This is a genomic window from Pseudomonas sp. ANT_J12 (assembly GCF_008370045.1).
In the GTDB taxonomy this organism is placed as follows: domain Bacteria; phylum Pseudomonadota; class Gammaproteobacteria; order Pseudomonadales; family Pseudomonadaceae; genus Aquipseudomonas.
Map to the genome: position 1 here is coordinate 307042 of NZ_VOBN01000004.1, position 26451 is coordinate 333492.

A 26451-nucleotide genomic window follows, 5' to 3' on the forward strand; every position below is an offset into this window, starting at 1 on the left:
GAGAGAAAATAATGAAATCTGCTTTCAACACCTTTATTCCGGGCGCTTTGGCCCTCCTGCTGCTCCTGCCCACCGCCCTTCAGGCAAAAGAAGCCGAAACCCAACAGAAACTGGCTAACGTCGTCGTCCTGGCCACCGGTGGCACCATTGCCGGCGCTGGCGCCAGCGCGGCCAACAGCGCCACCTACCAGGCGGCCAAGGTCGGTATCGAGCAACTGATCGCCGGCGTACCGGAACTCAGCCAACTGGCTAACGTGCGTGGCGAACAAGTCATGCAGATCGCCTCCGAAAGCATCACCAACGACAACCTGCTGCAACTGGGCCGCCGCGTGGCGGAACTGGCCGACAGCAAAGACGTCGATGGCATCGTCATCACCCACGGCACCGACACCCTGGAAGAAACCGCCTACTTCCTGAACCTGGTGGAAAAAACCGACAAGCCGATCATCGTGGTCGGCTCCATGCGTCCAGGCACCGCGATGTCGGCCGACGGCATGCTGAACCTGTACAACGCCGTGGCCGTGGCCAGCAGCAAAGAAGCACGCGGCAAAGGCGTACTGGTGACCATGAACGATGAAATCCAGTCCGGACGCGATGTCAGCAAAATGATCAACATCAAGACCGAGGCCTTCAAAAGTGCCTGGGGCCCGCTGGGCATGGTGGTCGAAGGCAAATCCTACTGGTTCCGCCTGCCGGCCAAGCGCCACACCATGGACTCGGAATTCGACATCAAGAACATCAAGAGCCTGCCTGACGTAGAAATCGCCTATTCCTACGGCAACGTCAGCGATACCGCCTACAAAGCCCTGGCCCAATCGGGCGCCAAAGCGATCATCCATGCCGGCACCGGCAACGGTTCGGTGTCTTCGCGCGTCGTTCCCACCTTGCAAGCCCTGCGCAAGGATGGCGTGCAAATCATCCGTTCGTCCCACGTCAACGCCGGCGGCTTCGTGCTGCGTAACGCTGAACAGCCTGACGACAAGTACGACTGGGTGGTGGCGCATGACTTGAACCCACAGAAAGCACGCATCCTGGCCATGGTCGCGCTGACCAAGACCAACGACAGCAAAGAGCTGCAACGGATGTTCTGGGAATACTGATCCACCCTCGCCCGACCGGTTCCGGTCGGGCACCGCTTGCGCCACTCGCCCAAATGGGTGAGTGGCTAGCGTCCAACAAAATAATCTCCAGCGTCCTACACCAAACGGAAAAAACTACTGTCAGAGGATTTTCTTGAAATTTAAGCAGTTGCGAAAATGCCTACAGTTAAATACTGTATGCACGTACAGCTTAATAAGGATAATTCCGTGGCCTCTCCCTCTGCCTCTCCTGACTCCTTTGAACGCATGGGTCTGCGCGTTCAAAAAATCATCAATTCCCAAAGTGCCCAGAAGGCCAAAGCGGCCTTGATCTTTCGCCTGCCCGACGAACCGGTGGACGAATGGGAACGCCTGCTCGAGGAAATCGACGAAAACGATAACGTCACCCTCGCCTATCGCGACGATGGCGGCGTGCAGATTTTCTGGGTTGTGCCGAAGGAAGATTGAGTCAATGAGTGTCCGTTGTTTAGCTTTGCTGCTTCTGTTCATCGCCACGGGCGCCCAGGCTGCCGCGCCCCGTACCTTCAACGAAGCCAAGAAGGTCGCCTGGAAACTTTACGCACCGCAATCCACCGAGTTTTATTGCGGCTGCAAATACACCGGCAACAAGGTGGACCTCGCCGCCTGCGGTTATGTGCCGCGCAAAAGTGCCAAGCGGGCCGCTCGCATTGAGTGGGAACACATTGTTCCGGCGTGGCAGATCGGCCATCAGCGTCAGTGCTGGCAGTCGGGCGGACGCAAGAACTGCACGCGTTACGATCCGGTTTATCAAAAGGCCGAGGCCGATTTGCACAACCTGGTGCCGAGCATCGGTGAGGTGAATGGCGACCGCAGCAACTTCAGCTTTGGCTGGCTGCCGGTGCAATCGGGTCAATACGGTTCGTGCCTGACCCAGGTCGACTTCAAGGCGAAGAAGGTCATGCCCCGCCCTTCGATTCGCGGGATGATCGCCCGGACGTATTTCTACATGAGCAAGCAGTACGGTTTGCGCTTGTCCAAACAGGATCGCCAATTGTATGAAGCCTGGAACAAGACCTACCCGGTGCAAACCTGGGAGCGTCAGCGCAATCAAAGCGTGGCGTGCGTGATGGGACGCGGCAACGAGTTTGTCGGCCCGGTGGACATGAAAGCCTGCAGTTGAACACATGCTGGAAACGCAAAGGCCTCGGGTTTTAAAACCCGAGGCCTTTGTTCGTTCTAACCGCCGACTTTGTTGTAGCGCCAGTAGCCCATCAGGTTGAGCGACTCACGGGGAATGCCGCGTTCCTTGATCAAGTACTTGCGCAGGCTCATCACCGCGACCGTCTCCCCGGCGATCCAGCCGTAGAAACCCTCACTGGCCGAGTCGGAGGTTTCCCAGAGGATGTCCCCGTCGACATCGACTGGCGCCAATTCCACTGTTTCGGATGCTTTGGAGGTCAATGTCGGCAGGTTTGCCCGCTGGACGGCCTCGACCATCAGCGACCCCGCGCCCGCGTGGCCCCGAATCAGCCATTCAACAGACAGCCCGGGCCAGTCCGGCACCGGCAAGGCATCTTCCCGGCTGTCGACTTCAAAGAAAGCCTGGGTCACCGGCGGCTCGGCCATGGCCGCCAGCTCATCGAGTATCCCGAGTGCTGCCGGCAACGCAGTTCCATCAGCGATCAGCAACACTTGCTTGAGTGCCTGAGGCGGCTTCCATTCGAAACCGCCCGCATCCTGCGCCGAAAAATGCCGATCCGGCGCGGTGATCTGGATCGAGGCGCCCGGCAGCGCACGGATGGCCCAACGGGACGCCGGGCCGGTTTCACCGTGCAACACGAAATCGATATCGACTTCGCCCTGCTCGGCACGTAAATGACGGATGGTGTAGGTGCGCATCGCCGGACGCTGGGCCACCGGCATTAAGCGGTAGCGGGCGTACCAACCATCGTCATGCGCCAGACTGGCGGGCGATCCGTCTTCTGCCGGAAAGAACAGCTTCACCCGTTGATCCGGTGCCCAAGTGGCCATTTCGGTGACCATCGGCCCGGCCAGGGTGACGCGCATCATGTGCGGGCTCAGGGTCTGTTTGCGGCGCAAGACCGCGTCGAACATTTTGTAAGGATGGGTGGAGGCCATAGGGGGAGCTCCTTCTGGGAATCGACAATGACTACGTATAGATACGAGTCACCGTGGACACCCTTTAGGATTCCCCGCTGAACGGCGCCTGAACAAATGCGCGGTTATTGCGCCGCCGGACGCTCGATGATCAGCGATTCGATGTTCATCTTTTTCGCCCGGGTCAGGGCCGCGTTCAAGTCGGCCTGGCGGGCCTCAGCTTCGGCTTTGGTAGCGAACGGACCGAGCAGGATCCGGTCCTTGCCGTTTTCCCGGACCACATTGGACACGAAGCTGTGCTCGATCAACCAGCCGCTCAGGTCGCTGACCGCCTGGGTTGTTTCGCCGCGCACTTCGAGATCCCATTGCGGACCCGCTGCAACGACGGGGGGCGTTACCGGTGCGGAAACCGTCGCGGATGGCGTTTTTTGAGCGCTCGCATCCTTGCCTTCACCACATCCTGCCAACGCCAATACTGCGATTACCAAGGCCATTTTGCGCACAACGCTTCCCTCTGAATGCCAAAAGCGCGGATTTTAGCATTCATGAATACTTCCCGAGTGCCGCAAAATGGGCATAAAACAACGAGAATCATGGTTGCGGCCTCTGTATAGTTACGCCTTGGGAATTAATGCAGCATCTGCGCGTCAGAAAGAGGCACCCAAACCGTGAGACTTCGCACTAATCTATAACTACACCGACCTCTGCACTGTCTGAATCAGGTGCCCTACAAAGCAATCAAGGAGAAGACCATGCTGATACTCACCCGCAAAGTCGGTGAAAGCATAAACATCGGTGATGACATCACTATCACCATTCTGGGCGTTAGCGGCCAGCAAGTCAGGATCGGCATCAACGCTCCGAAAGACGTTGCCGTGCATCGCGAAGAGATCTATCAACGCATTCAGGCTGGCCTGACCGCTCCAGACAAGCCGCAAACACCCTGAATCCTGTTGCAGTCAGCAGCCAGCCCGTTCGCTTCAGCGCAATGGCTGGCTAAAGATTCATGCTCGGTATTTTGTTGAACGCTCGTCCCTCAATTCTTCCCGCATTTCGTGAGGCCGATACTAACGGCTTCGGCTACGCCATGGCTGTCAGACTTTTCGCTTTAACCCCGACGAATCCGGCACTGCTACCCGAAGGTCACCGCCCGAGCCATGCCGGTGGCCGCAATCACCATCAGCATCAACAACAACGCTTCGACATGGCTGATGCGGGCGAACAGTTTCGCCCGCCCCAAATCAATTGCCGTGCCCCGCCCCAAGGCGATCCGCCACTTGATCAAGGTGATCATCGGCGCCAGCTCGAGCAGCAGGATGATCACGAACAGCGTCATCTTGAGGTGAAACAGCGGCTGATGCAGGTAATAGTCGGTGCCTTTTTCATACCCGCCAAACGCCCGCATCAAACCGGTGACCAGCAATATCCCCGCCGAAATCCCCCACACGTTATCGGCCACCAGCACGTTACGGACCGGCGCCGTGCCTGCGGCCAGGCGGCTTAAAGCCGTGCCTCGGGTCAGCACGCCCCAGAGGCCCATGGCAAATGCCAAGAGGTGGATCGCCGCAAGAAACCAATGAAACAACATAAGGAAGCTCCTGACAGGGAAATGGAAAAAGGCTTGTCAGTAGTAGCCCAAAACCTGGAGATCTGCCTGCCGGCGTCCCACAGAAAAAGAGGCCAATTCTGACCAGCATGCGCTGAGTCAAATGGGCCAGAATGGCGACTCGCCAAGGAAGGAACACATGGACCGATCAAACCTGCCGACGCTTGTCCTGCTGCCGGGAATGGATGGCACAGGTGAACTGTTCGAACCGTTCGTGTCAGCCCTCGGGCACGCCTGCGACGTCATTGTCGTGACCTACCCCAGCGACATCCCGCTGAGTTACGAGGAACTGCAAGCCCTTGCCAGGCAGTCGCTGCCCACCGATCGCCCGTTCGTATTACTCGGTGAATCCTTCTCGGGACCGATCGCCCTCGCCCTCACGGCTTTGCGCCTACCACAACAAGTCGGGCTGGTGCTCTGCTGCACGTTTGCCCGAAACCCGCGACCGCTGTTCAATCGTTTGAGCTGGCTGGTCAACCTCCTGCCGATTGGCGCCGTGCCTGCCGGGTGGTTCAGCCCACTGCTGCTCGGTCGATTCTCCACCCCTGCCTTGCGCATGGCCCTGAGCCGAGCGATCAATCAGGTCAGCCCCTCGGTAATGCGCGCACGACTGCGGTCGGTGCTCGGCGTCGATGTGTCGGCGCAGCTTGCCCACATCGAGGTGCCCACGGTGTATCTACGCGCCACCCGGGACCGCGTGGTGCCCGAGGCTGCCGCGCAGTGGATCGTGGAACAGAAGCCGCACGTGCAAGTGCTCGACGTCAACGCGCCGCACTGCCTGCTTCAGGCCGCACCCGATGAAGCGGCGAGCCTCGTCATCGGGTTTCTGCAAGCGCGGCAAACCGGTTGAAGTCCCCGGTGCTTGCACATCCGGGCGTTGCGTCAGGCCGGGTTACCATTGGGAGGATCCTGGCGTCGGCGCAACCCCGAACGCTCGGCCAGCTCGCCCACCCTGTCGGCCCCGGAACGCGCCACATTGCCAAGCGCTGTCGTGCCGGAGTCGTAGGCTTCCCCGATGGCCGTCGTGCCAGAGGTGTAGGCATCACCAATCGCTGTGCCGGCCTCGGCCAAGCCTGCCTTGGCCGAGTCATAGGTGTCGCCGGCAAACTTGCCGGTGGCCTTCGCCCCGGTCTCAATGCCTTTCTGGGCACCGTCCGCCAGTTTCTGCGCCTTGGGTGGAATGTCTTCCTGAATCACCTTGACGCCTTTGTCCGTCGCTTTTCCGGCCAGCACACCCGCGGCACCGTAGGCGGCGAAGGTCAATGCCGAACCCGCGACGTTGACCGCATGGTCCGCTGCGGCAACGGCCCCCGCCGGCAACCCGTGACTGAGCGCCGCGGTCTTGGCCGCGTTTCGCGCCATGCTCGTCAACGCGAAACCGCCTGCCAACGCACCGCCATTAGTCAGGAGGTTGCCGCCTTCAAAAACCTTGCGCACAGAACTCAAGGTATCGGTCGCAACGTCCAGGGGAAATTTGGCGGCGCGTTTGGCGCCGTTGATGTATTGCCGGGAGGGACTGCAATCTCTCAGTTCAATGATTTGCTTTTCCCAGTCTTTACGCCCGAACAACTGCGCCCCACCGACCAGACCTGCGGCTTTTTGATGTTTATGCATGAGCATGGCATAGCCAGAGCCGGCAGCCATGCCGCCCAACGAACCAATGGCCGTATCTGCCGCCGCCGCAGCCTTGGGCCCGACCGTGGCATTGAGCGATGCCGCGACAGCCAGGCGCGCGACGTTACGCACGGTAAAGGTCTGCAGTGCCGTGGCGCTTTGCCCGGCCTGCTTGAGCGGATTGGCCTCGGTCTTGGTCTTCTGCGAGGCGGCCATGATGTCCTCAAGCTTGTCGGCCGGCGCCTTGAGCCACATCGAATCTTCGGTCGCCTTGGTCAGCAGCCCCGCGCCCACCACATCGGCCGCCCCCGACATGGCCCCGGCAATGAAACCGGTATAGCCCGGATTCCCGACAGCATCGGCCGTCACCCCGGGCACTTTGTCGAGCACCACGGTCACCACGCCGAACGGCAAGCCGCCCACGGCGCCCTGGGTCGGAACCGTCACCCGGTCCATGCGTTCGGCCTTGTCCAGCAACAGATCGACCGCGTTCGAGTCAATCCCCATTTCATGCAGCTTGTTGGCCCGCCCCTGCACCAACGCATCCATCTGAGCACCGTTTTCTTCGGTGCGGTCCCCCCTGAACAACTCGGTCATTTTTGCTTTCAGGTCTGTCAGGGCCTGTGGCTCGCCGTTGGTTATCGCCGTGGCAGCGCTGGCGGAAGTGGAGGCGCCGAGCGCCTGCATTTCGTGTTGAAGCAAAGGCTGCGTGCGGCTGGGAGATATCGAGTCCATGGTCAATCCTCGTGTGTGTTTTCAATAATCGGGCATCAGAAAAGAAGTCGATCAGTGCGCCTTGGGAATACCAAACTGCTCCAGGGTGGGATCGACGTTGTGGTCGAAATGCTTTTGCGCGGTGTGTTTCTTCACCGCCTCGATGATCGCAGCGATGCCGAAACCAATGCTCATGGCCGCGTCGATCACCCAACCGACGGGCCCGGCCGCCGCGCCGATGGCCGACGCCGCCGCCAGCCCCGCCGCCTCGCCCGCCACGGCCCCGGCGATCCGTCCACCGATGGAGCCAGCCATGCGACCGAGTCCGGCCGACGCTTCACGGCCGGCCAGCTTGCGCACCGCATCGACGCCATCCTTGGCCGACGAGAGGCCCTGCTTGGTGTTGTCGTAGGCGTCCTTGACTTGTTGGGCCTTGTTTTTCGGGGCCACGGCATCGGAAACAGAACCGGACCGCCCTGTGCCGTCACCGGCGTTTTCCAGCAGCTCGCGACCTTTTTTCGATTGCTGCAACTGGCCGACGGTGGCGTCGACATAACTGGCCTGCTGCCCCTGGACGAAGCTCTGCGGCAGCACCGCGTCATACGCGGCTTTTTGTGCATCACTGGTTTGCAGGGACTGGCCGGCGTCGGCCTTTTTCTGCCCCAGCAATTGCTTGAGCGAGCCGCCTTCACTGAAGTTGTTGACGTAGGACTGTTGCAACTTGCCCTGGACGTCCGGCTGGTTGCCGACCACTTGCGCGGCCGTCGGCAGGTTGGCCCCGGGGCCGAGCAGGTCCTGCTGCATTTGCAGTTGCGCCGATAGCCCGCCAAGGGCGGTGCTGTAATCGGGATTGGCGTCTTTCTTTGCGCGCTTGTCGGCACTGTTCATGTCGTTGCGCAGGGCCTGGCCACTGACCACGTTTTGCAATTGGCTTTTCACCGCTTTTTCCAGGGACGGGTCGCTGGCCACCAGCGCGCGTTCCTGACTGGGAATGGCCTGGTTCATGTAGGCCTGCACGTCGGGATCGTCCTGCAACTGGCCAATCTTTTGCGCCAGGGCCTCTTCAGTCTTGCCGGTCTTGCGCAGATCAGAACCGGCCACCACGCTCTGCTGGGTCTGTTGCAACTTGACCATCACCGCGGCTTTCTGGGCGCCGGTGTAGTTCTCCGGTTGCTCGAACACCTCTTTCCCCAGTTTGCTGATGTCCGTGCCCGCGACGGCGTTCAGGGTCGCCGCGTCGCTGAGCATTCCGGCGAACTCGCCGCCATTGGTCGGGGCCTGGTTCTTGATCCAGTTGCTGATGTTCGCCGCGTCGAATTTCTGGTCCGGGCCATGGGTGGCCAGGTCCCGACCTTTGAGGCCGCCCTGGTCGAGCATGTTCAGCAGGCCCGGTTGCGACCAGGTTTTCGACGCTTGCTTGAGCGGCCCGGCGAGCCCGGGGTTGTTGTCCTGCAAGGCTTTCAAACCGTCGGCGTCCATGTACTGATCGACTTTGGTCTCGCCCTCCGCGCCCGCCGCATGCTTGGGGCTGGCGGCGTTGGCCAGCGGGCCGTTGGCTTGCAGCAACGAAGCCGAGCGCACCATCTGCAACGACTGGGGATCCGCATTGGGGTGGTCTTTCTGATAATTCGCCAGGCCTTTGTCGGCGTTATCCGCCGCGCCTTGCATCTTCTTGGCAAACGCCTTGAGGTCGCCGTCGGTGATTTTGCCGTCGGCCTTGCCACCGTGCTTGCCGGTATCCACGGCGGTTTTCAGCGCCGGATTGTCATTGATGAACTTCATCGCCTTGGCCGCGTCCGGGCCTTTTTCCGTGGCCATCAGGGCCGCGGCTATGGGTCGATTGAGTTCCTTGGCCGCCTGTTCCCGTTGCTCCGGCGGCAGGTCCGCCACCAGCGGAGCCCAGCGTTCGAGTTCCTTGGGTGAGGAGTATTTCGAGTCGTCGAGCAACTGCGCTTCGGGACTGGTCGTCGCCGCCGGGTCGGAAGCTGTGGCATCGCTTGTTGCCGTGGCGCTGGCCGTGCGGGTCGCGGGCGTGACATCAGTGAGCGGCCGTGCGGGCGTGGTGCGTTCATCGCCGCCGAGCAAACGCTTCATCACCAGCCCCAACAGGTTCGGCGATTGGGCGTCTTGGGCCGGGCTGGCCAGAGTCTGGGACCCGGCCTGTTGACCGAACTGCACACCGCCACCCGGCGCGGAAAAGGCACTGGGCCTGGCATTCTCCGCCGTGGGCCGCAACGGCCTGTCGCCGCCCAACGAGGGAGAGCCAGTGCCAGGTAACGGTGTGTTGGAAATGCGCATGAGGGGTCGCCATTTTCAGTCGGACAGTGCCGATGTGTGGCATGACCGGCGCAAACGGTTCCAATCTGCGCGCAATGAAATCCCCCGACGCTCAAAAAACACAGGGCACACTGCGCTTGAGTTGCTCCCGCGCCCGGGACAGCCGCGAGCGCACGGTGCCGATGGGCACGCCCAGGCTCGACGCGGTGTCTTGATAGTTGCCGTCCATTTCCAGGCTGACCCGCAGCACTTGTTGCATGGTCATCGGCAAGGTGCCAATCGCGCGGACCACCCGCGCCAGTTGCCGGTGATCATGCACCTGGGCGCCGATGTCGCTGCCATCGCTGACTTCCTGCTCCTCGCGGTCCTCCCAGCTTTCCTGGAACGGCTGTTTGTACAGTTTGCGAAAGTGGCTGCGGATCAGGTTCAAGGCGATGCCGCACAACCAGGTTTGCGGCTGGGAGTCGTAACGAAACTTATGCTCGTTGCGCAGTGCTTCGAGGAACGTGCCCTGGAGGATGTCCTCCACATCGTCGAGGTTCATCACCCGTTTCTTGATGAAGATTCTTAGCTTGTGCACCTGCTCGGTACTGAGCTGGCGGAGGCCGGAAACAGGTGCTGGACAGGTCATCGAATTGCTGGAAAGCATCGCTATAAACCATTTCAGGATATGTCCCAGAGCTATAGCGATATGTATGCCAATTGATACATCTTCGTAACCGCGTGATTTTTAACGGTTTTAAAAACTGTTGCGGATGATGTCTGTGCAAGTTCTTGCACAAGCCGATTGGATCCAATACCGCAACTGGCACACCGGCCCTGTTTGCCATGCCGATGGAACCGGATGGCCAGGACCGGCCACTCACTGCGCATATCCCTGACAGACATGCGCCATGAAGATCGCGGCTCCGAACATTCCACATGTCCAGCAACCGACCCCGGCGACGCCTGTCCGGTCGGCGGCGCTGCTTGCCCAGAGCACGCCGCCGACCAATCAAGGCACCGCCACGCAGCAGGTCACGCGATTCGCTTCGGCGCTGATTCAGCAAAGCCGCACGCTGAGCCAACGCGACCTGATGGCCAGTACCAACGCGCTGCAATCCAAGGCCGTGAAGCTGGGCGAGCTGTATCAGTTGTTGATGGGCAGCCAGGACAAGGGCCTCGACAGCGCCGCGCGGGAACTGCGCAAGCAGCTCAAAAACCAGACCCCGAGCCTTGCGCAAGTTTTGGCATTCAGTGGCGACGACGCGGCCAAGGCCCATGTGATGCTCCAGGCGGCCTCGCGCCAGGCCTATAACGAAGGGGCCAGCGGTGAACATGTCAGCCTCAATCAGCAACTCAAATTGCTGCGGCGCGAACACGGCAATAAGGCCCAGGCCGGGATCAACACCGCCCGGGCGTTTGCCAAGTCCAGCCTCAACCCGCGACGCCGGCAAACCCTGCGCGATTTGTACTATTCAGGGGTGGTCGGCCAGCAAAGCATCTCCGGATTGATCGACACCCTGCTCGGCCAGGACGAAGGCGAACGCCAATTCGCCCCGACCCTGCGCGACCTGCGCGGCGCCATCGCCGATGACCTGGCGGCCCTCAGCCCGTCGAGCACCCAGCAGCAGTTGCGCAATCTTATGCACGGCCTGAACACGGCCCGGCATGTCGCGACCCTGTTGCAAACCAGCGAACACTTGCTGGGCCGCATGCGCGGCAAGAACCCCGCGCTGCAATTGAATGCGCCGACGTTCCTCAAGCACCTGCTGACGCTCTCGGGCAAAGGCATGAACCTGCACGAAACCCTGCAACTGACGCAATTTGTCGGCGGCAAACACCTCAAGCACCAACTGGCCTTTCTCAACGGTCTGCGCCCGATGCTGCAGCAGTTGCCCATTCTGTTATGGCGCGACCTCAAGGCCCGCCAGACCGCCCTGGGCAACTTGCTGACGTTGATGGCGGAGCTCACCCGTCAAGAGCAAAACCCGACCCAGGGGAACACTGCCTGATGCAATGGATTATCAACGCGCTCAATCAGATCGCCCTGGCGGCCATGCGGCGCTCGGAGATCGTGGGCGCGTTTGTCGTGCTCGCCATCGTGTTCATGATGATTACCCCGCTGCCCACCTGGCTGGTGGACATTCTGATCGCCATCAACATCTGCATTTCCTGCCTGCTGATCATGCTGGCCATGCACTTGCCGCGCCCGCTGGCATTCTCGACCTTCCCCTCGGTGTTGCTGATCACCACGATGTTTCGCCTGGCGCTGTCGATTTCCACCACGCGCCTGATCCTGCTGGACCAGGACGCCGGGCACATCGTCGAGGCGTTCGGGCAGTTCGTGGTCGGCGGCAACCTGGCGGTGGGCATGGTGATTTTCATGATCCTCACCGTGGTCAACTTCCTGGTGATCACCAAGGGCTCGGAACGGGTGGCGGAAGTCGGCGCGCGGTTCACCCTCGACGCCATGCCCGGCAAGCAGATGTCCATCGACAGCGACTTGCGCGCCAACCTGATCAGCGTCCACGAAGCCCGGCGCCGACGCTCGGAACTGGGCAAGGAAAGCCAGTTGTTCGGGGCCATGGACGGGGCGATGAAATTCGTCAACGGCGATGCCATCGCCAGCCTGATCATCGTCGCGATCAACATGATCGGCGGGATCGCCATCGGCGTGATCCAGCACGGCATGACCGCAGGTGACGCGGTGCAGCTGTACACCGTGCTGACCATTGGCGACGGCTTGATCGCGCAGATTCCGGCGCTGCTGATTTCTGTGACCTCGGGGATGATCATCACCCGGGTGTCCAACGACAACCCAGGGGTGGAAGCCAACATCGGCCGCGAGATCGCCGAGCAGATCACCAGCCAGCCCAAGGCCTGGATCATTGCCTCGGTGGCGATGCTCGGTTTCGCCGCGATGCCGGGGATGCCGACGGCGGTGTTTATCGTCATCGCGATCATTTGCAGCCTGGGCGGCGTGTTGCAAATGCAACGGGCCAAACCCAAGTCGAGCCAGGACCAACCGGTCGCCGTGGCGCCGGAGGACAACGGCAACGAAGACCTGCGCACCTTTACCCCGAGCCGGCAGTTCTTGTTGCAATTCCACCCCCAGCAGAACCGGGCGCAGATCGAAGCGCTGGTCAGCGAAATCCGCCAGCGGCGCAATCGCCTGGTGGTGCATTACGGCCTGACCCTGCCCTCGTTCATCATCGAAACCGCCGAGCACCTGGCGCCGGACGAATTCCGTTTTTCGGTCTATGAAGTGCCGATGCTCAAGGCCACGTTCAATCAGACCCACGTCGCCATCGACGTCGATACCCTGGACGCCGGGCAGTACGAGCAAGCGGTGGCCGGCAGTCTCGACCGCCAGGAAAGCCAATGGCTGTGGTTGCCGGCCGACGCCGCGCAGTTGCAGGACAACCCGGTGGAAACCATCAGCGCCGGCACCCTGATTGTCGAGCGCATGGAGCGCGCCCTGCAGGCCTGCGGGCCGCAGTTCATCGGGTTGCAGGAAACCAAGGCGATCCTCGGCTGGCTCGAATCCGAGCAACCGGAACTCGCCCAGGAAATGCAACGGGTGCTGCCGCTGGCGCGCTTCTCCTCGGTGCTGCAACGCCTGGCGTCCGAATGCGTGCCGTTGCGGGCGATCCGGGTGATTGCCGAAACCCTGATCGAACACGGTCAGCACGAACGCGACATCACCGCCCTCACCGACTACGTGCGCATCGCCCTCAAATCGTTGATCTACAACCAGTACTGCGGCGCCAACGGTTTGCTGGTGTGGCTGCTGACCCCGGAAAGCGAAGGCATCCTGCGCGACAGCCTGCGCCAGACCCAGACCGAAACCTTCTTTGCCTTGAGCAACGGCTCGAGCCTGCAACTGGTGCAGCAATTGCGCATCGCCTTCCCCCTGCGCACCGCCGAACGCGCCGTGCTGCTGGTCGCCCAGGACTTGCGCAGCCCGTTGCGCACCTTGTTGCAGGATGAATTCCACCACGTGCCGGTGCTGTCCTTCGCCGAGATCAGCAACGTCGCCGAAGTGAAAGTGATGGGCCGTTTCGATCTCGACGATGACCAGCAAGCTTTGGAGGACGACTATGCGGCCTGATGCCTGGAGACTGTCGTGATGTTTGAGCTGCGGGTATTGAGTGGCCTGCACCAGGGCGCCGCGTTGCCGTTGATTGGCGAGCAGTGGCTGATCGGTGCCGATGCCGAGCACGATCTGGCGCTGTACGACCCCGGCGTCGCCGCCCTGCATTGTCGGCTGACACGCACCGAGGACGGCTGGCAGTTGAAGGCCGAAGACAGCCTGATCAACGACGAAGAAGGCCATGCGCGCACAGTGACCGAACTGGCTCCGAACCAGACCTTCGCCCTGGGCAATGTCTGGTTGTGCCTGTCGGCGGCCGAGCAGGATTGGCCGCTGGTGCCCGTGGTCGCACCGAGCGAAACCCCTCAGGACAGCGCCGAACAATCGCCGCCGCTGGTGAACGTTTCGGGACGCTCGACGCGGTTCGACCGCATCGGCGCGGTGATCGTCGGCGTGCTGGTGGGCATCATGGGCAGCGCCTGGGGCTTGAGCCGCAGCACCAGCCCACCGAGCGAGGCCATCGCCGCGCCCGTGGCCGCCATAGCCGCGCCCGCCCCGCCGAAAACCACCGCAGCGGCATCGCCGCCGAAAGTGAAACTGGCCAGTCGCGACGCGGTCCGGCGCCAGCTCAACGCACTGCTCAGCGACCGGCTGTTGACCGACGTCAGCGTCGAAGACAGCGGCGAAGGCCTGGCCCTCAAGGGTGGCCTCAAAGACGATGCGCTGCTGGTTTATCAACGCATGCTGCAACGCTTCAACGAACGCTACGAACTGCCGGTGCCGTTGCTCGACGAAGTCGCCACGGCGGGTGTAGGCCTGCCGTTCGTGATCGTGCAGATCATCAGCGGCACCAACGCCCACCTGGTCACCAGCGAGGGCCAGCGCCTGTACATCGGCGATGTGCTGAACGGTTTGCGCCTGAGCCGGATCGACGAGCAACGCATCGAATTCGATGGCGAGCGGCACGTCGAGGTGCGCTGGTGAGCACCGCCCTGGCGCAATGGACCCGCGAGCAAACCACGCGGCTGTCGAACTGTTCGGCGGTGCGCATCAGTGGCCGGGTGTCGGCGGTCAACGGCATTCTGCTCGAATGCCAGGTGCCCACCGCGAAGATCGGCGACTTGTGCGAAGTGAGCAAGGCCGACGGCAACAGCATGCTCGCCGAGATTGTCGGCTTCACCCCGCAATGCACCTTGCTCAGCGCCCTCGGCACGCCGGACGGGATCCAGGTCGGCGCACGCATTCGGCCGCTGGGCATGGCCCACCGTATTGGCGTCGATGACCGTTTGCTCGGCCGCGTGCTCGACGGTTTCGGCCGGCCACTGCTGGGGGATGGCGACGGCGCGTTTGCCGGGCCGTATGACCGGCGCACCACCACCCCGGTGATCGCCGACGCCTTGCCGCCGATGCAAAAACCGCGGATCAGCACGGCGCTGCCCACCGGCATACGTGCCATCGACAGCGCCATCCTGCTCGGCGAAGGGCAACGGGTGGGGCTGTTCGCCGGGGCCGGCTGCGGCAAGACCACGTTGCTGGCGGAGATGGCGCGCAACATGGATTGCGATGTGATCGTGTTCGGTTTGATCGGTGAGCGCGGGCGCGAGCTGCGCGAATTCCTCGACCATGAACTGGACGACACCCTGCGTCAGCGCTCGGTGCTGATCTGCGCCACGTCCGACCGCTCCAGCATGGAACGCGCCCGCGCGGCGTTCACCGCCACCGCCATCGCCGAGGCCTTCCGCAAACGCGGGATGAAGGTTTTGCTGCTGATCGACTCCTTGACGCGGTTTGCCAGGGCCCAGCGCGAAATCGGCCTCGCCGCCGGCGAACCGTTGGGCCGTGGGGGTTTGCCACCATCGGTGTACACCTTGCTGCCGCAACTGGTGGAGCGCGCCGGCATGAGCGAAAACGGCTCGATCACGGCGATCTACACGGTGCTGATCGAACAGGATTCGATGAACGATCCGGTGGCCGACGAAGTGCGCTCGTTGCTCGACGGCCATATCGTGCTGTCGCGCAAACTCGCCGAGCGCGGGCATTACCCGGCCATCGATGTGCCGGCCAGCATCAGCCGGATCCTCAGCAACGTCACCGGCCGCGAACACCAGCAAGCCAACAATCGCCTGCGTCGGTTGATGACGTCCTATCGGCAAGTGGAGATGCTGCTGCGCCTGGGGGAATACCAGCCCGGGTCCGACCCGGTGACCGATTGCGCGGTGCAACTCAACGACGCCATCAACGACTTTCTGCGCCAGGACCTGCGTGAACCGGTGCCGCTGGAAACCACCCTTGAGCAGCTCATGCACATCACCTCGCAGTTGCCGGGTTGAGCATGGACGACGAACTCGAAGTGGACCCGGACCGCGCCGCCCTGGAGCACGTGATCGGTGTGCTGACGCCCTTGCGCCAACACCGCCAGGCCCGTGCCGAGCGCGCCCAGCGTCTGTTGCAGGACGAGTTGCAGGCGATGCACGAACAGTTGCGGCTCACCGAACAGTCGTGGGTGCAGGAACGGGACAACCAGAAGGTCCGGCGTCAGCAGTTGTCCGCCGCGCACCTGGAAAAAACCATGGCGCTGGATGCCGTCGACCGCTGGCATGACAAAGAACGCCGCATGCTCGATCGCCTCGCCTACATCCGCCAGAACGCCAACCAATTGCGCTATGGCATCGAGCAGCAACACCTGCGCATCGAACAAGCGCGACTGGAAGCCAAGGCCCGCCAGCGCGCCGTGGAAAAACTCGCTTGCATGAGCGAGGCCCTGAATGAGGAATGAGCCGTTGAACGCACCGATCCAGCACCCGGCACCGCGTCCGCCACAGAAACCGGCACCGGCGGCGATCCAGCCCCGTACCGACACTCCAGCGGCGGCCAATTCGCAGCCTCGGCGCAACGAGCCGGAGCGCAGCCGTTTGGCGGACAGTCGACTGATTCCGGGCCGCGACAGCACCCGTCACCTGGATGCCGATGGTTTGTTCTTCGAGCAACTGTTGCTGCCGTCGGGCAGCGGCAAGGGCAATCAGTCCGGCGCCGGTGGCGGTAGCCATTTCAACATGTTCGCCCCCGCCGACGGTGTGCCGACGCAGTTGATCGATGAACTGGCGCTGCAACTGCCGGCCTACGGCAGCCGCCCGTTCAGCGCCACGTTGCTGATGCCCAACCTGGGCAAAGTTCAGGTGCGGGCGAACAAGCGTGACAGCCGTTGGACGATCGAACTGGGCTTTGAGCGCAGCGACGTGCTGACGCGTTTGAGCGCCCGCCATCAAGCCTGCGAAGACGCGTTTGCCGACGCGCTGGGGCAGGACGTCGACCTGTCGATGGGGGCCGCATGAAGTCGCTGACCCTGCGCCAGGTGACGTCGAGCGTCGCTGCGGCGAGTCGCTTGTTGGGCCGTGGTTGCTGGCTGGATTTTTCCAGCGCGGAGGATGACGGGCGTCTGACCCTGAGCCCGCTGCCGTCCTTCGATAACGCGGCCAGCGTGCCGTTCGGCAGCGCCCGTGGCCTGTTGCGCCTGGGCAATGCCGATGCGCTGCTGAGCCTGTTCGGCACCGCGCCGGTGGTGTGCGCCGGGCCGATGCAGCCCTGGTATTGGCAATACGTGAATCAACAACTGAGCCCGACTTTGGCCGGGCTGTTCGCGCCGCTCGAACCCCTCGACGGCGTGGATGAACCGCTGCCCGAACGCTTCGATTGCCGCCTCACCGTGCAACGGGCCGGCGAAACCGTCCACGGCGTGTTGAGCTGCGGCGCCGACACCCTGCTGCGGCTGTTAGACGCCGCCCCGTGGCAGGCCATCGAACACCCGCTGTCGGCGGATTGGCCGCTGCACTACCCGGTGGCGCTCGGCCGCCTCAGCCTGACGATTCAGCAATTGGGCTCGCTGCGGGTGGGCGATGTGGTGCTGCCCAACGCGCTGGGTTTCGACAGCGAAGGACACGGCCACCTGCGCCTCGGTGCCCGTGATTGGGTGGTCGATGCCCAGGCGCTCGACAGCAATTTGCAACTGCGGCTGATCCGCGAAAAGGACCTCCACGATGGACAATGACCCGCTGTACGAAGACGAGTTGCCGGAGATTGTCGGCGACATCGCCGAAGCCGAGATCGACGTGGCCGAGCCCGTCGACGAGCCAGCGCCGGACGAATCGACGGCGCTGGCCCCGGACCCGGTCCTGCCCTCCTCGCCCCTGGCCGGTCTCAGCCTCGAGCTGACAGTGCGCAGTGGCGGCGTCAACCTGAGCCTGGAAGCCCTGCAACGCCTGGCGCCGGGTTCGGTGCTGGACGTGGCCGGCGTGGCGCCCGGCGAAGCCACCCTGTGCCATGGCGAGCGCGTGGTCGCCCACGGCGAACTGGTGGACATCGACGGTCGCCTCGGCCTGCAAATTACTCGCGTGGTATTCGACCGATGATCATGGAGGGGATGAACCCGATCATGCTCGCGCTGCTGCTGGGCGCGTTGTCATTGGTCCCGCTGTTTTTGATCGTCTGCACGGCGTTCCTGAAAATCTCCATGGTGCTGCTGATCACCCGCAACGCCATCGGTGTGCAACAAGTGCCGCCGAACATGGCGATGTACGGCATCGCCCTGGCCGCGACGCTGTTCGTCATGGCCCCGGTGGCGCACGAAATCCAGCAGCGGGTGCAGGACAACCCACTGGAAATGGGCACCACGGCAAAACTCCAGGTCAGCGCCAACACGGTGATGGAGCCGATCCAGCGCTTCATGAGCCGCAACACCGACCCGGATGTGCAGGCGCATTTGCTGGAAAACACCCACCGCATGTGGCCGGCGGAAATGGCGGAAAAAGCCAGCAGCAACGACCTGCTGCTGGCGATCCCGGCGTTCGTGCTCTCGGAGTTGCAGGCCGGGTTCCAGATCGGCTTTCTGATCTACATCCCGTTCATCGTCATCGACCTGATCGTCTCCAACCTGCTGCTGGCGCTGGGCATGCAAATGGTCTCGCCCATGACCATTTCGCTGCCGCTCAAGCTGTTGCTGTTCGTATTGGTGCAGGGGTGGTCGCGGCTGCTCGACAGTCTGTTTTATTCCTATATGTGAGGCCCACCGTGGAAGCATTGGCACTGTTCAAGCAAGGCATGTTCCTGGTGGTGATCCTCACCGCACCGACCCTCGGCGTCGCGGTGCTGGTCGGCGTACTGACGTCGCTGTTGCAGGCGCTGATGCAGATCCAGGACCAGACCCTGCCCTTCGGGATCAAACTGGCCGCCGTGGGCCTGACACTCGCCGCGACCGGGCGCTGGATTGGCGTGGAGCTGATCCAGTTCATCAACCTCTCGTTCGACCTGATTGCCCGCTCCGGCGGCGCCCATTGATGCCGTTCAACGCCGAACACCTGTTCGAGTTGATGCTCGGCATGGGCCTGGCCATCGCGCGGATTCTGCCGTGCCTGATCCTGGTCCCGGCGTTCTGTTTCAAGCACATCAAAGGGCCGTTGCGCTACGGCGTGACCTGCGCAATTTCCCTGGTGCCGGCGCCGAGCATCGGCCGGGTCCTGGCCCTGGAAAACGACAACTGGTACACCATCGTCGGCCTGCTGCTCAAGGAGTCGGTGCTGGGGGTGTTGCTGGGATTATTGCTGTACGCGCCGTTCTGGATGTTCGCCACGGTCGGCGCGCTGCTCGACAGCCAGCGCGGCGCCCTGAGCGGTGGGCAGATGAACCCCTCGCTTGGACCGGACGCCACGCCGTTGGGCGAATTGTTCCAGGAAACGCTGATCATGCTGGTGATTCTGTCCGGCGGTCTGTCGCTGATTACCCAGGTGATTTGGGACAGCTATGAAGTGTGGCCGCCCACCGTGTGGTTGCCGGGGATGAATGCCCAGGGCCTGGATATTTTCCTCGGCCAATTGAACCTGACCCTGCAACACGCGCTGCTCTACGCCGCGCCGTTCATTGGCTTGCTGCTGTTGATCGAGGCCGCGTTCGCCATCGTCGGCTTGTACGCCCAGCAGCTGAATGTCTCGGTGCTGGCGATGCCGGCTAAAAGCATGGCCGGGCTGGCGTTCCTGCTGGTGTACATGCCAACCCTGCTGGAACTGGGTAACGGCCAATTGCAAAAGCTGCTGGATATCAAGTTTCTGCTCGGGCATCTGGTGCTGGTGCCATGAGCGAAAAAACCGAAAAGGCCACGCCCAAAAAACTGCGCGATGCCCGGGAGAAAGGCCAGGTCGGGCAAAGCCAGGACCTGAGCAAACTGCTGGTGCTGATGGTGGTCAGCGAGGTCTGCCTGGGCATGGCCGATCAAAGCGTGGAGAAGCTGGAATACCTGCTGACCCTGTCGTTGAAGCGCATGAACGAACCGTTCCTCAGCACCCTGACCGAGCTGATCGGCGAGGCCACCTGGGTGCTGATCACCTTCATTCTGCTGAGTGTCGGCGTGGCCATGCTGATGCGCATGGCCGGCAGTTGGCTGCAGATCGGTTTTCTGTTCGCGCCCAAGGCGTTGAAAATCGACCTCGGCAAACTCAACCCCATCGGCCACCTCAAGCAGATGTTTTCCGGGCAGAACCTGACGACCCTGTTGCTGAGCATCCTCAAGGCCATCGCCATCGGCGCGACGCTGTACGTGTCGATCAAACCGGTGCTGGGCAAATTGATCCTGCTGGCGGACTCGGACCTGACCACCTACTGGCATGCGCTGCTGACGCTGTTTCGCAGCATCCTGCGCACCACCCTTGGTCTGCTGCTGGTCCTGGCCCTGGTCGACTACGCCCTGCAAAAGTACTTCCACGCCAAGAAAATGCGCATGAGCCACGAGGACATCAAGAAGGAATACAAGGAGTCCGAGGGCGATCCCCACGTCAAGGGTCATCGTCGGCAACTGGCCCACGAACTGCTCAACGAAGAACCGACCACGCCGGCCAAACCGCTGGAAGACGCCGACCTGCTGCTGGTCAACCCGACGCACTTCGCGGTGGCGTTGTACTACCGGCCGGGCCAGACGCCGTTGCCGCTGATCCACTGCAAGGGCGAAGACGAAGACGCCTTGGCGCTGATCGAACGGGCGAAACGGGCGAAGATTCCGATCGTGCAGAGCGTGTGGCTGGCGCGCACCTTGTACAAGGTCCGGACCGGCCGCCATATCCCCCGCCCGACCCTGCTGGACGTGGCGCACATCTACCAGGTAATCCGCCAGCTCGACGAGATCACCGACGAAATCATTCAGCTCGAAGACCACTGATACAGAGCGGCGCGTTCACGAAACTGCAACGTTAAAAGGCTTCAATGGCCTTCAAAACTTTCGGCAGTGCAGCTCATGAATTCGTCGCCGCTTACGCCCATTCCCGATGCCGCCACACCCTGGTTATTGAACGCCGCCAAACACCTTGGCGTGGCGCCGCCACTGTCCCGGGATTTCGCCCGCAGCGGCGAGTTGCAACTGCCGGGACTGACGCTGCAATTGATCCTTTGGCAGACCGAACCCTTCGCGCAGTGGATCGTGTTGGCACAACTGCCGCGCCCCGAAACCCTGACCCCGTTGCAATGGAACGAATTGCTGCTGCGGGCCAACTGCGCGATCAGCGCCATGAGTGCTTGCACCGCCGCGCTGGACGAACGCGGGCATGGCTTGCTGGTCAAGCGCCTGGGGTATCAGGCGTACGCGGATCACGCGGGCCTGGCCGCCGAACTCGACCAGATGATCGCCGTGGCGGAAAGCCTGGTCGCAGGGGCCACCGCGCTGACTTCAGGGCCGGCCCGCGCCGAAACAACGCCAGGTCCGGCCCCCGCGTCGAACCCGGCCACGGCGCCAGCGGCCAGGGCAGCCATGGACCAGCATTGGCATAGCCCCCTGCTGATTCAGGCAATGCAGCAACTGGGCATCGCCGCCCCGCCCGAGGCCCAGATTCAGACCGTCGGGGTGCTCCAGCTCGGCGCCCGGTCGTTCGAAGTGATCGCCGATGGCGACCTGCGCCACCTGCTGGTCAGCACGATCATCGACGCCCCACTGCGCAATGCCGCTCAACGTGAACTAGCCTTACGCGCCAACCTGCAATTAATGCTGCTGAGCGGTTGCGCCGTGGCCCTCGCGCCCCACGGCAGTTGCCTGCAAGCCCGCTGGGATTGCAAAGGGCTGGACGGCGAGGCCTTCGCCGACTGGCTGCTGGATGTTGCCCGACTGGCCGACAGTTTCGTCGCGCCTTCGCCCGCCGCGCTACCCAAGAGGAATCCGGCATGGACATGAGACCCGCAGCACCCGGCATCGCCCCGGCCCCGCCCACGCGCCTCGAACTGCAACCCCTGGGCCGCGACCGTACCCCGGCGGATCTGGAGCGCGGGCAGACACCGCCCCCACCCGGTTTCACGGCCCGGGCGGCACAAGCGGCGATGAGCCTGGGCCAGACGTTCCACCGCAGTTACCTGTCGCCGGCCTATGCCAGCGTCAGCAGCGCCGGGGGCGCGGCGCGCGACCAACTCAAGAGCGGCGCGATCCAGGCCTGGAGTGACAGCGCGGCGAATTTGCCGTCCGGGCGCACCACGCTGGCGGCGGCCGGCCAGACCCTGCAACAGATGGCCACGTGCGGCTTGCCGACTTACGTGCGCGAAGTCGCGTTCATGCACGCCTACAGCGCGTTGGCCGATGGCCTGGCGGAAAAAAGCCCTGGCGGTGCCCTGGTGCTGCAAGCGGCGATTTCCCTGGCCTCGATTGCCACTCAGGTCTACGTGCGCCAACCGCGCCTGGAGCGTCTGGGCGCCGAATCGAACGTCGCCGTGCGCGGCCACTTCGCCCTGAGCGAAGCCAAATGGAATGGCCTGACGCCCGACAACCAAGGCGCCCTGCGCACGCAGATGCAGCGCGATTCACGCAACGTCACCCGCAATCAGGTGGCCGCCGAAGCCATCTACCTGGGCCTCGGCGCACTCGGTGCCGCGCGCGGTGACGGCGCCTTGAGCGCACGGATTCTCTCGACCCAGCTGCGCAACGTGATCTACGCCGTGTCGCGCGAAGCCATGCAGGCCAGCCTGAGCATGACCGGCAAGCACGACGACACCAAGACCCACGGGGTCAATCAGGACAACATGGCCCTGCTCGGCTGGGCCTATGGCGCGATGACCCTGACCATGGGCTTCGTCCAGGATTCGGTCAGCCCGCAGACCTTGCCGCCGGGGCAAACCCTGTCGAGCCCGGCATTGACCGGCGCTGATCAGTTGCCACTGCGGGGTGAAGCGCTGGCCCAATCGATCCAGACCCTGGCCGGCACCCGCGCGGCGTTCAACACCGTGATCGCGATCATGGACAACCACCTGCAAAAGCATTTCGACACGCGCCAGGCCGGCACCACGCAACAGTTCGAAGCGAGCCTGCCGCTCAAGGATTACGGGCGGATACTCGATCAGTCCCCGGCGCGCGTGGCCTGGACCAGCCTGGCCAGCGCGATCAACATGGCCATGGGTGAAGTCACCCGCGGCAATACCTCGACGGCCCTCGGCAGTTTCCTCGGCAACGCCGGCACCGCCGCAGCCATGGGCCTGGCTTATCGCACCATGAACCAAACGTTCCAGGCCCACGGCAGCGTGCGCAAGGCTATCGACAACCCGCCAGCGCAGACACCGGCCGTCGTCGCCCAACCGGGCCTCGAACCTCAGGGCAGTGTCGTGATCAATCGCCGGGCCAATGCCGTGCGTGCGCGCATAGAGAACGCGCAGGACGCTCAGTGAGGGCCATCACCCAAGTGATCGAGCCCCGCCAGCAGCAATTGATGCTGGCGGATATCGTCCAGGGACACGTGGCTGCCCGGCCCCATCGGCGTGGCGTGCCACACCACGAAGTCGCGCTGGGAATCGAGGAACAGAAAGTAATCGGGAAACAGGTGCGATTGGGTGAAGCGCCGCTCCAGCGCGGTGCGCAGTTGTTGGGGTTTCAACGAACGGCTTTCGATGTGCAAGGCGATGCCCCAATCCTGGTGTTCGCGGCGACTGACGAACGAAATGCCCGCCGCGACCGGCCAGACTGCGGCCCTTTCGGCGGCGACTTGGGCGTAGAACGCCGACTTCTCTGAAACTCGGATCATAGCCTTCAATCCCTTAATGGCACGACGGTGAAGTCGAGCGTGCGCTCACGCGCTTCGAGGCCCTGGCGCATGTCCGCCGGCCACCAGATCACCAGTTCACGATCGTTGGAGTCGGGCCGGTCGCACGCCTCGGCCATACACCCGGAACCCGAGCCCGCGCAGCCGGCCAACAGCGCGCACAACACCAGCAACGCCCCACATAAAACCTGGTTCATGGTGTCGTTCCCTTGAGTAGCGAGGCGCGCGCCTGGGCGTTGGCCGTGAGTGATTTGGGTTGGCGCACGGCAATGAACACCTCGCTTTCTTCCCCCGGTTGCAACCAGGCCTTGGGCCAGGCGCTGACCCCCAATACCCAGCGCCCACCGCAGGTGCTTTCGTCGATGCGCTGGGGTTTGTCGCTGGTGTTGCGCGCCACCACCACCGCCACGCCCCATTGCTTCTGCGTGTACCACTGGGCGCGTTCGCCATCGATGGCCACGCCCGAATTCGAGTCGCACAAAGTGTTGGGAATGAACGGCAATTGATCGCTGCTGGTGAACCCGGCCGGGGCGATGCCATCGAGCAATTGGGTGAAGGCTTTCTGCACGTCGATGCGCGTCGGTTGCGCGCCGTCACGTCGACTATTGATGCGTTTGGACGCCGCATCCACGTCGTCCGGGTTGCCGTTTTCAACGTAGCGCGACGGGTCGACCTGATCACCGATCAGCCGTGGTGTGAGGATAAACAGCCGCTCGCGTTTGCTGGTGCGGTGGCTGCTGGAGGTGAACAACAATTTGCCGATCAGCGGAATGGCGCTGAGGTAAGGAATCTTGCGCACCTTGTCGTCGGACTCCAGCACATGGAAACCGCCGACCACCAGCGAACCATGCTCGGCGATCACGGCTTGGGTGCTGACATTGCCTTTGCGCACGCTCGGTTGCGAGGGGTTGAGTTCCGAGGCGTCGATCTGCCCGTCTTCGATGTCGAGGATCAACTGCACCTGGGATTTGCCTTCGTGGGTCAGCGAGCGCGGAATCACCTGCAAACTGGTGCCGGCGGTGATCGGCTGGATATCAGCGACCCGTTCGCCGGTGGCGGTCAGGTATTCGGTGCGACTGAAGTCGATCACCGCCGGTTGGTTTTCCAGGGTCAGGATCGACGGGTTGCCCACCACCGTCGCCGAGCCCTTGCCTTCCAGCGCATGAATGGCCAGGGCAAATCGACCGGAGTTCTCCACCGACAAGGTCGAGCTGGAACCGGAATCGAGTAGCGAAGCACTGACGTTGGTGCCGCCGGCCCAGATGTTCCAGCTGCTGGACAGTTCAGCCAGGTCTTCGCGGTTGATGTCGAGAATCACCGCATCGATCTCGATCAGGTTGCGCGGTTGATCGAGCTGTTTGACCAGCTTCTGATACAGCGCCTTGCGCTTGGGCAAGTCATAGATCAGCACCGCGTTGTTGCGCACATCGGCGCTGACGCGGATCCGCGACTTGCTGCCCCCGGCGCCTTTGCCTTTCTTCGAACCGGTGTTGGCCAGCACCTGGTCCAGGCCTTTTTGCAGGTTGTCGGTGTCGAGCCCGCCGAGCAGCGTCGAACCGCCGCCGTAGGGACTGCCACCGGCGCCCAACCCGGCGCCCTGGAGCAGGTTGACGCCGTTGATCGAATCCCCCCGGGAGCGGGTTTCGAGCAAGTCTTGAAGAATGCTCGCGACCCCGGCCACCGTCAGTTGCTGGTCGCGATAGCGAATGGTGCGGTCGGCGGCATTGGCGTACTTCAACGGCAGCACGACGATGTCTTGCTTCTCGTCCGGGGTGTCGACTTTCTTGCTGTAGTCGCGGACAAAATTGACGTACTTCGCCGGCCCGCGCACCAGCACCACGCCTTCGTCGGGCAAGGCGCCCCAGCCGAATCGCGAATCCAGCAGACCGACGTCGGTCAGGGCGCTCTTGAGGTCATCCACGGCATCCGGGGACACCTCGATGCGCGCCGAGGTCTGCTCGCTGGTCGGGCTGATGTAGAGCGTCTCGTTGTAGACGAACCACTGGAAGTGATGTTCCTGGCTCAATCGCTCCAGAAACGCCTGGGGGTTTGGCGCCTTGATGCGGCCGTCGACGATGCCGTCCACCGGTTCCATTTCAAAGCCCAGGCCAAACTCCTTGGCGAAGTCGGCCAGCGCCGTCGCCAGGTCTGCCTGACTCGCATCATAGGCGTACGCCGTGTGTTTCCAGGCCGGCGGCACGGCGGCGAAGGCCGAGGCACTCATCCAGATCAATAGCCAAGGCAACCACTTAAAGGCCTTCATTTCACGCTCCGGGTTGCCAGGTGTTGAGGGTCGAACGGGGCAGCGCGGCATTCGCCAGGCTGCCCAAAGAATGCTGTAACAGGCTGAGCATCGCGGCGCGCTGATTGGCCAGGTGTTCCAGGCGTTGCAGCAACACCAGGGCGGCACAGGGCGGCGCCTGCCAACAGACCAGCACCAGGCAGTGACTGTCGGGGTCCATCGCCAGCGCGCCTTCGCAGTGGCAAGCCACACCGGCGCTGCTCTGGATCAGCAGCGCGGTCAGGCGATCGGGGTCGGCGGCGTCGTACGGGTCCAGCACGTCGATGCTGCAACGCACGCCGTCTTCGCAGCGGGCGAGTCGGGCGTTGGGCTCGTCGATCCAACAGTCCAGCGGTGCGCCAGAACCTTGCTCGCACCACTGGCTGATCACCGCAACGAAGTCATTGAATTCCATCGATGATCGCTTTCGTCAAACCGTGCTGGGCGCGCAGGCCTTCGCTCAACACCGAGGTCGCGGTGGCCATTTTCTGCGACGCGTCGCTGAACGCCATCATGTCTTCGGGTGAGCCACTGTCCGCGGCGTCGAGGGCTGCTTCGTCAGTGTTGGTCTGGCTGTTGCTGAACGAATGGTCGAGGCGATGCTGCAAGGCTTTGAAACTGATCATGAAGAGTGCTCCACGGAAAGGGTCGCCAGTGAG

The 26451-nt window shown here is 62.8% G+C and carries 30 protein-coding genes; 19 read left to right on the forward strand and 11 right to left on the reverse strand.

Annotation, left to right across the window (positions count from 1 at the left end; genetic code table 11):
- Positions 1-11: 11 nt before the first annotated feature.
- The 3 genes from FQ192_RS12235 (at position 12) to FQ192_RS12245 (ending at position 2241) form a co-directional block, all read left to right on the forward strand.
- Complete coding sequence (locus FQ192_RS12235; protein WP_149658836.1) at positions 12-1100, forward strand: asparaginase; 1089 nt, start codon at positions 12-14, stop codon at positions 1098-1100.
- Positions 1101-1256: 156 nt separating this feature from the next.
- Positions 1257-1547: a DUF1654 domain-containing protein gene (locus FQ192_RS12240; RefSeq protein ID WP_149658837.1), complete on the forward strand. Its 291-nt coding sequence runs from the start codon at positions 1257-1259 to the stop codon at positions 1545-1547.
- Between the two features lie 4 nt (positions 1548-1551).
- Positions 1552-2241, forward strand: coding sequence for an endonuclease (locus FQ192_RS12245; RefSeq protein ID WP_149658838.1), 690 nt, complete (start codon positions 1552-1554; stop codon positions 2239-2241).
- Between the two features lie 56 nt (positions 2242-2297).
- Here the strand turns inward: FQ192_RS12245 and FQ192_RS12250 are convergent, their stop codons facing one another.
- Positions 2298-3200: a siderophore-interacting protein gene (locus tag FQ192_RS12250; protein ID WP_149658839.1), complete on the reverse strand. Its 903-nt coding sequence runs from the start codon at positions 3198-3200 to the stop codon at positions 2298-2300.
- A 104-nt stretch (positions 3201-3304) separates the two neighbouring features.
- Positions 3305-3682 (reverse strand): SPOR domain-containing protein, encoded by a 378-nt coding sequence (locus FQ192_RS12255; protein ID WP_149658840.1) that lies wholly within the window; start codon positions 3680-3682, stop codon positions 3305-3307.
- Positions 3683-3931: 249 nt separating this feature from the next.
- On the opposite strand from FQ192_RS12255, the gene csrA reads away from it, so the two are divergent.
- A complete protein-coding gene (csrA, locus tag FQ192_RS12260; protein WP_007938114.1) occupies positions 3932-4126 on the forward strand; it encodes a carbon storage regulator CsrA in 195 nt (64 codons plus the stop codon).
- Positions 4127-4311: 185 nt separating this feature from the next.
- On the opposite strand, the gene FQ192_RS12265 is transcribed toward csrA, so the two are convergent.
- Positions 4312-4767 (reverse strand): DUF2214 family protein, encoded by a 456-nt coding sequence (locus FQ192_RS12265; protein ID WP_149658841.1) that lies wholly within the window; start codon positions 4765-4767, stop codon positions 4312-4314.
- Between the two features lie 157 nt (positions 4768-4924).
- Here FQ192_RS12265 and FQ192_RS12270 point away from each other — a divergent pair, with 157 nt between their 5' ends.
- Positions 4925-5635 carry an alpha/beta fold hydrolase gene (locus FQ192_RS12270; protein WP_149658842.1) on the forward strand — a complete coding sequence of 237 codons (711 nt, stop codon included), beginning with the start codon at positions 4925-4927 and terminating at the stop codon, positions 5633-5635.
- 32 nt (positions 5636-5667) lie between these two features.
- Here FQ192_RS12270 and FQ192_RS12275 read toward each other — a convergent pair whose 3' ends face one another.
- The 3 genes from FQ192_RS12275 to FQ192_RS12285 form a co-directional block, all read right to left on the reverse strand.
- Positions 5668-7134 carry a hypothetical protein gene (locus FQ192_RS12275; protein ID WP_149658843.1) on the reverse strand — a complete coding sequence of 489 codons (1467 nt, stop codon included), beginning with the start codon at positions 7132-7134 and terminating at the stop codon, positions 5668-5670.
- A gap of 51 nt (positions 7135-7185) precedes the next feature.
- Complete coding sequence (locus tag FQ192_RS12280) at positions 7186-9411, reverse strand: type III effector HrpK domain-containing protein (RefSeq protein ID WP_149658844.1); 2226 nt, start codon at positions 9409-9411, stop codon at positions 7186-7188.
- 91 nt (positions 9412-9502) lie between these two features.
- The gene (locus FQ192_RS12285) at positions 9503-10039 is read right to left on the reverse strand and encodes an RNA polymerase sigma factor (protein ID WP_149658845.1); all 537 of its coding nucleotides are present in this window, start codon (positions 10037-10039) and stop codon (positions 9503-9505) included.
- A 244-nt stretch (positions 10040-10283) separates the two neighbouring features.
- Here FQ192_RS12285 and sctW point away from each other — a divergent pair, with 244 nt between their 5' ends.
- The 14 genes from sctW (at position 10284) to FQ192_RS12355 (ending at position 23140) form a co-directional block, all read left to right on the forward strand.
- Positions 10284-11384 carry a type III secretion system gatekeeper subunit SctW gene (gene sctW / locus FQ192_RS12290; RefSeq protein ID WP_133836983.1) on the forward strand — a complete coding sequence of 367 codons (1101 nt, stop codon included), beginning with the start codon at positions 10284-10286 and terminating at the stop codon, positions 11382-11384.
- Positions 11384-13483 carry a type III secretion system export apparatus subunit SctV gene (gene sctV / locus FQ192_RS12295; protein ID WP_149658846.1) on the forward strand — a complete coding sequence of 700 codons (2100 nt, stop codon included), beginning with the start codon at positions 11384-11386 and terminating at the stop codon, positions 13481-13483. Before sctW ends, sctV begins: the two co-directional genes overlap by 1 nt.
- Positions 13484-13501: 18 nt before the next feature.
- Positions 13502-14449 carry an FHA domain-containing protein gene (locus FQ192_RS12300; protein WP_149658970.1) on the forward strand — a complete coding sequence of 316 codons (948 nt, stop codon included), beginning with the start codon at positions 13502-13504 and terminating at the stop codon, positions 14447-14449.
- A complete protein-coding gene (locus tag FQ192_RS12305) occupies positions 14446-15795 on the forward strand; it encodes a FliI/YscN family ATPase (RefSeq protein WP_149658847.1) in 1350 nt (449 codons plus the stop codon). The genes FQ192_RS12300 and FQ192_RS12305 overlap by 4 nt, the downstream gene beginning before the upstream one ends.
- Before the next feature lie 2 nt (positions 15796-15797).
- On the forward strand, positions 15798-16241 hold the full coding sequence (locus FQ192_RS12310) for a type III secretion protein (protein WP_149658848.1): 444 nt from the start codon (positions 15798-15800) through the stop codon (positions 16239-16241).
- Positions 16242-16245: 4 nt separating this feature from the next.
- Positions 16246-16797 carry a type III secretion system HrpP C-terminal domain-containing protein gene (locus FQ192_RS12315; RefSeq protein ID WP_256672274.1) on the forward strand — a complete coding sequence of 184 codons (552 nt, stop codon included), beginning with the start codon at positions 16246-16248 and terminating at the stop codon, positions 16795-16797.
- On the forward strand, positions 16794-17510 hold the full coding sequence (locus FQ192_RS12320; RefSeq protein ID WP_149658849.1) for a type III secretion system protein: 717 nt from the start codon (positions 16794-16796) through the stop codon (positions 17508-17510). Before FQ192_RS12315 ends, FQ192_RS12320 begins: the two co-directional genes overlap by 4 nt.
- Positions 17500-17871, forward strand: a complete 372-nt coding sequence (locus tag FQ192_RS12325; protein WP_149658850.1) for a FliM/FliN family flagellar motor switch protein — start codon at positions 17500-17502, stop codon at positions 17869-17871. The genes FQ192_RS12320 and FQ192_RS12325 overlap by 11 nt, the downstream gene beginning before the upstream one ends.
- Positions 17868-18521 (forward strand): type III secretion system export apparatus subunit SctR, encoded by a 654-nt coding sequence (gene sctR, locus FQ192_RS12330; protein ID WP_133836977.1) that lies wholly within the window; start codon positions 17868-17870, stop codon positions 18519-18521. The genes FQ192_RS12325 and sctR overlap by 4 nt, the downstream gene beginning before the upstream one ends.
- An 8-nt stretch (positions 18522-18529) precedes the next feature.
- Positions 18530-18796 carry a type III secretion system export apparatus subunit SctS gene (gene sctS / locus FQ192_RS12335; RefSeq protein WP_123365535.1) on the forward strand — a complete coding sequence of 89 codons (267 nt, stop codon included), beginning with the start codon at positions 18530-18532 and terminating at the stop codon, positions 18794-18796.
- Entirely contained in the window at positions 18796-19590 is a 795-nt protein-coding gene (sctT, locus tag FQ192_RS12340; RefSeq protein ID WP_149658851.1) for a type III secretion system export apparatus subunit SctT, read from the forward strand. Before sctS ends, sctT begins: the two co-directional genes overlap by 1 nt.
- Positions 19587-20663, forward strand: a complete 1077-nt coding sequence (gene sctU / locus FQ192_RS12345; protein WP_149658852.1) for a type III secretion system export apparatus subunit SctU — start codon at positions 19587-19589, stop codon at positions 20661-20663. Before sctT ends, sctU begins: the two co-directional genes overlap by 4 nt.
- A gap of 75 nt (positions 20664-20738) precedes the next feature.
- Positions 20739-21665 carry a type III secretion system chaperone gene (locus tag FQ192_RS12350; protein WP_149658853.1) on the forward strand — a complete coding sequence of 309 codons (927 nt, stop codon included), beginning with the start codon at positions 20739-20741 and terminating at the stop codon, positions 21663-21665.
- Positions 21656-23140: a hypothetical protein gene (locus tag FQ192_RS12355; RefSeq protein ID WP_149658854.1), complete on the forward strand. Its 1485-nt coding sequence runs from the start codon at positions 21656-21658 to the stop codon at positions 23138-23140. The genes FQ192_RS12350 and FQ192_RS12355 overlap by 10 nt, the downstream gene beginning before the upstream one ends.
- Here the strand turns inward: FQ192_RS12355 and FQ192_RS12360 are convergent.
- Genes FQ192_RS12360 through FQ192_RS12380 form a run of 5 tightly spaced genes read right to left on the reverse strand, consistent with a single transcriptional unit; the run spans position 23134 to position 26418 of the window.
- On the reverse strand, positions 23134-23493 hold the full coding sequence (locus FQ192_RS12360) for a type III secretion protein HrpV (protein WP_149658855.1): 360 nt from the start codon (positions 23491-23493) through the stop codon (positions 23134-23136). The two genes, FQ192_RS12355 and FQ192_RS12360, sit on opposite strands and share 7 nt — an antisense overlap.
- Before the next feature lie 5 nt (positions 23494-23498).
- A complete protein-coding gene (gene hrpT, locus FQ192_RS12365; protein ID WP_149658856.1) occupies positions 23499-23708 on the reverse strand; it encodes an HrpT family type III secretion system protein in 210 nt (69 codons plus the stop codon).
- Entirely contained in the window at positions 23705-25774 is a 2070-nt protein-coding gene (gene sctC / locus FQ192_RS12370; RefSeq protein WP_149658857.1) for a type III secretion system outer membrane ring subunit SctC, read from the reverse strand. The genes hrpT and sctC overlap by 4 nt, the downstream gene beginning before the upstream one ends.
- 1 nt (position 25775) lies before the next feature.
- The gene (locus tag FQ192_RS12375) at positions 25776-26207 is read right to left on the reverse strand and encodes a type III secretion protein (RefSeq protein WP_149658858.1); all 432 of its coding nucleotides are present in this window, start codon (positions 26205-26207) and stop codon (positions 25776-25778) included.
- On the reverse strand, positions 26194-26418 hold the full coding sequence (locus tag FQ192_RS12380; RefSeq protein ID WP_133836968.1) for a type III secretion protein: 225 nt from the start codon (positions 26416-26418) through the stop codon (positions 26194-26196). Before FQ192_RS12380 ends, FQ192_RS12375 begins: the two co-directional genes overlap by 14 nt.
- Between the last annotated feature and the right edge of the window lie 33 nt (positions 26419-26451).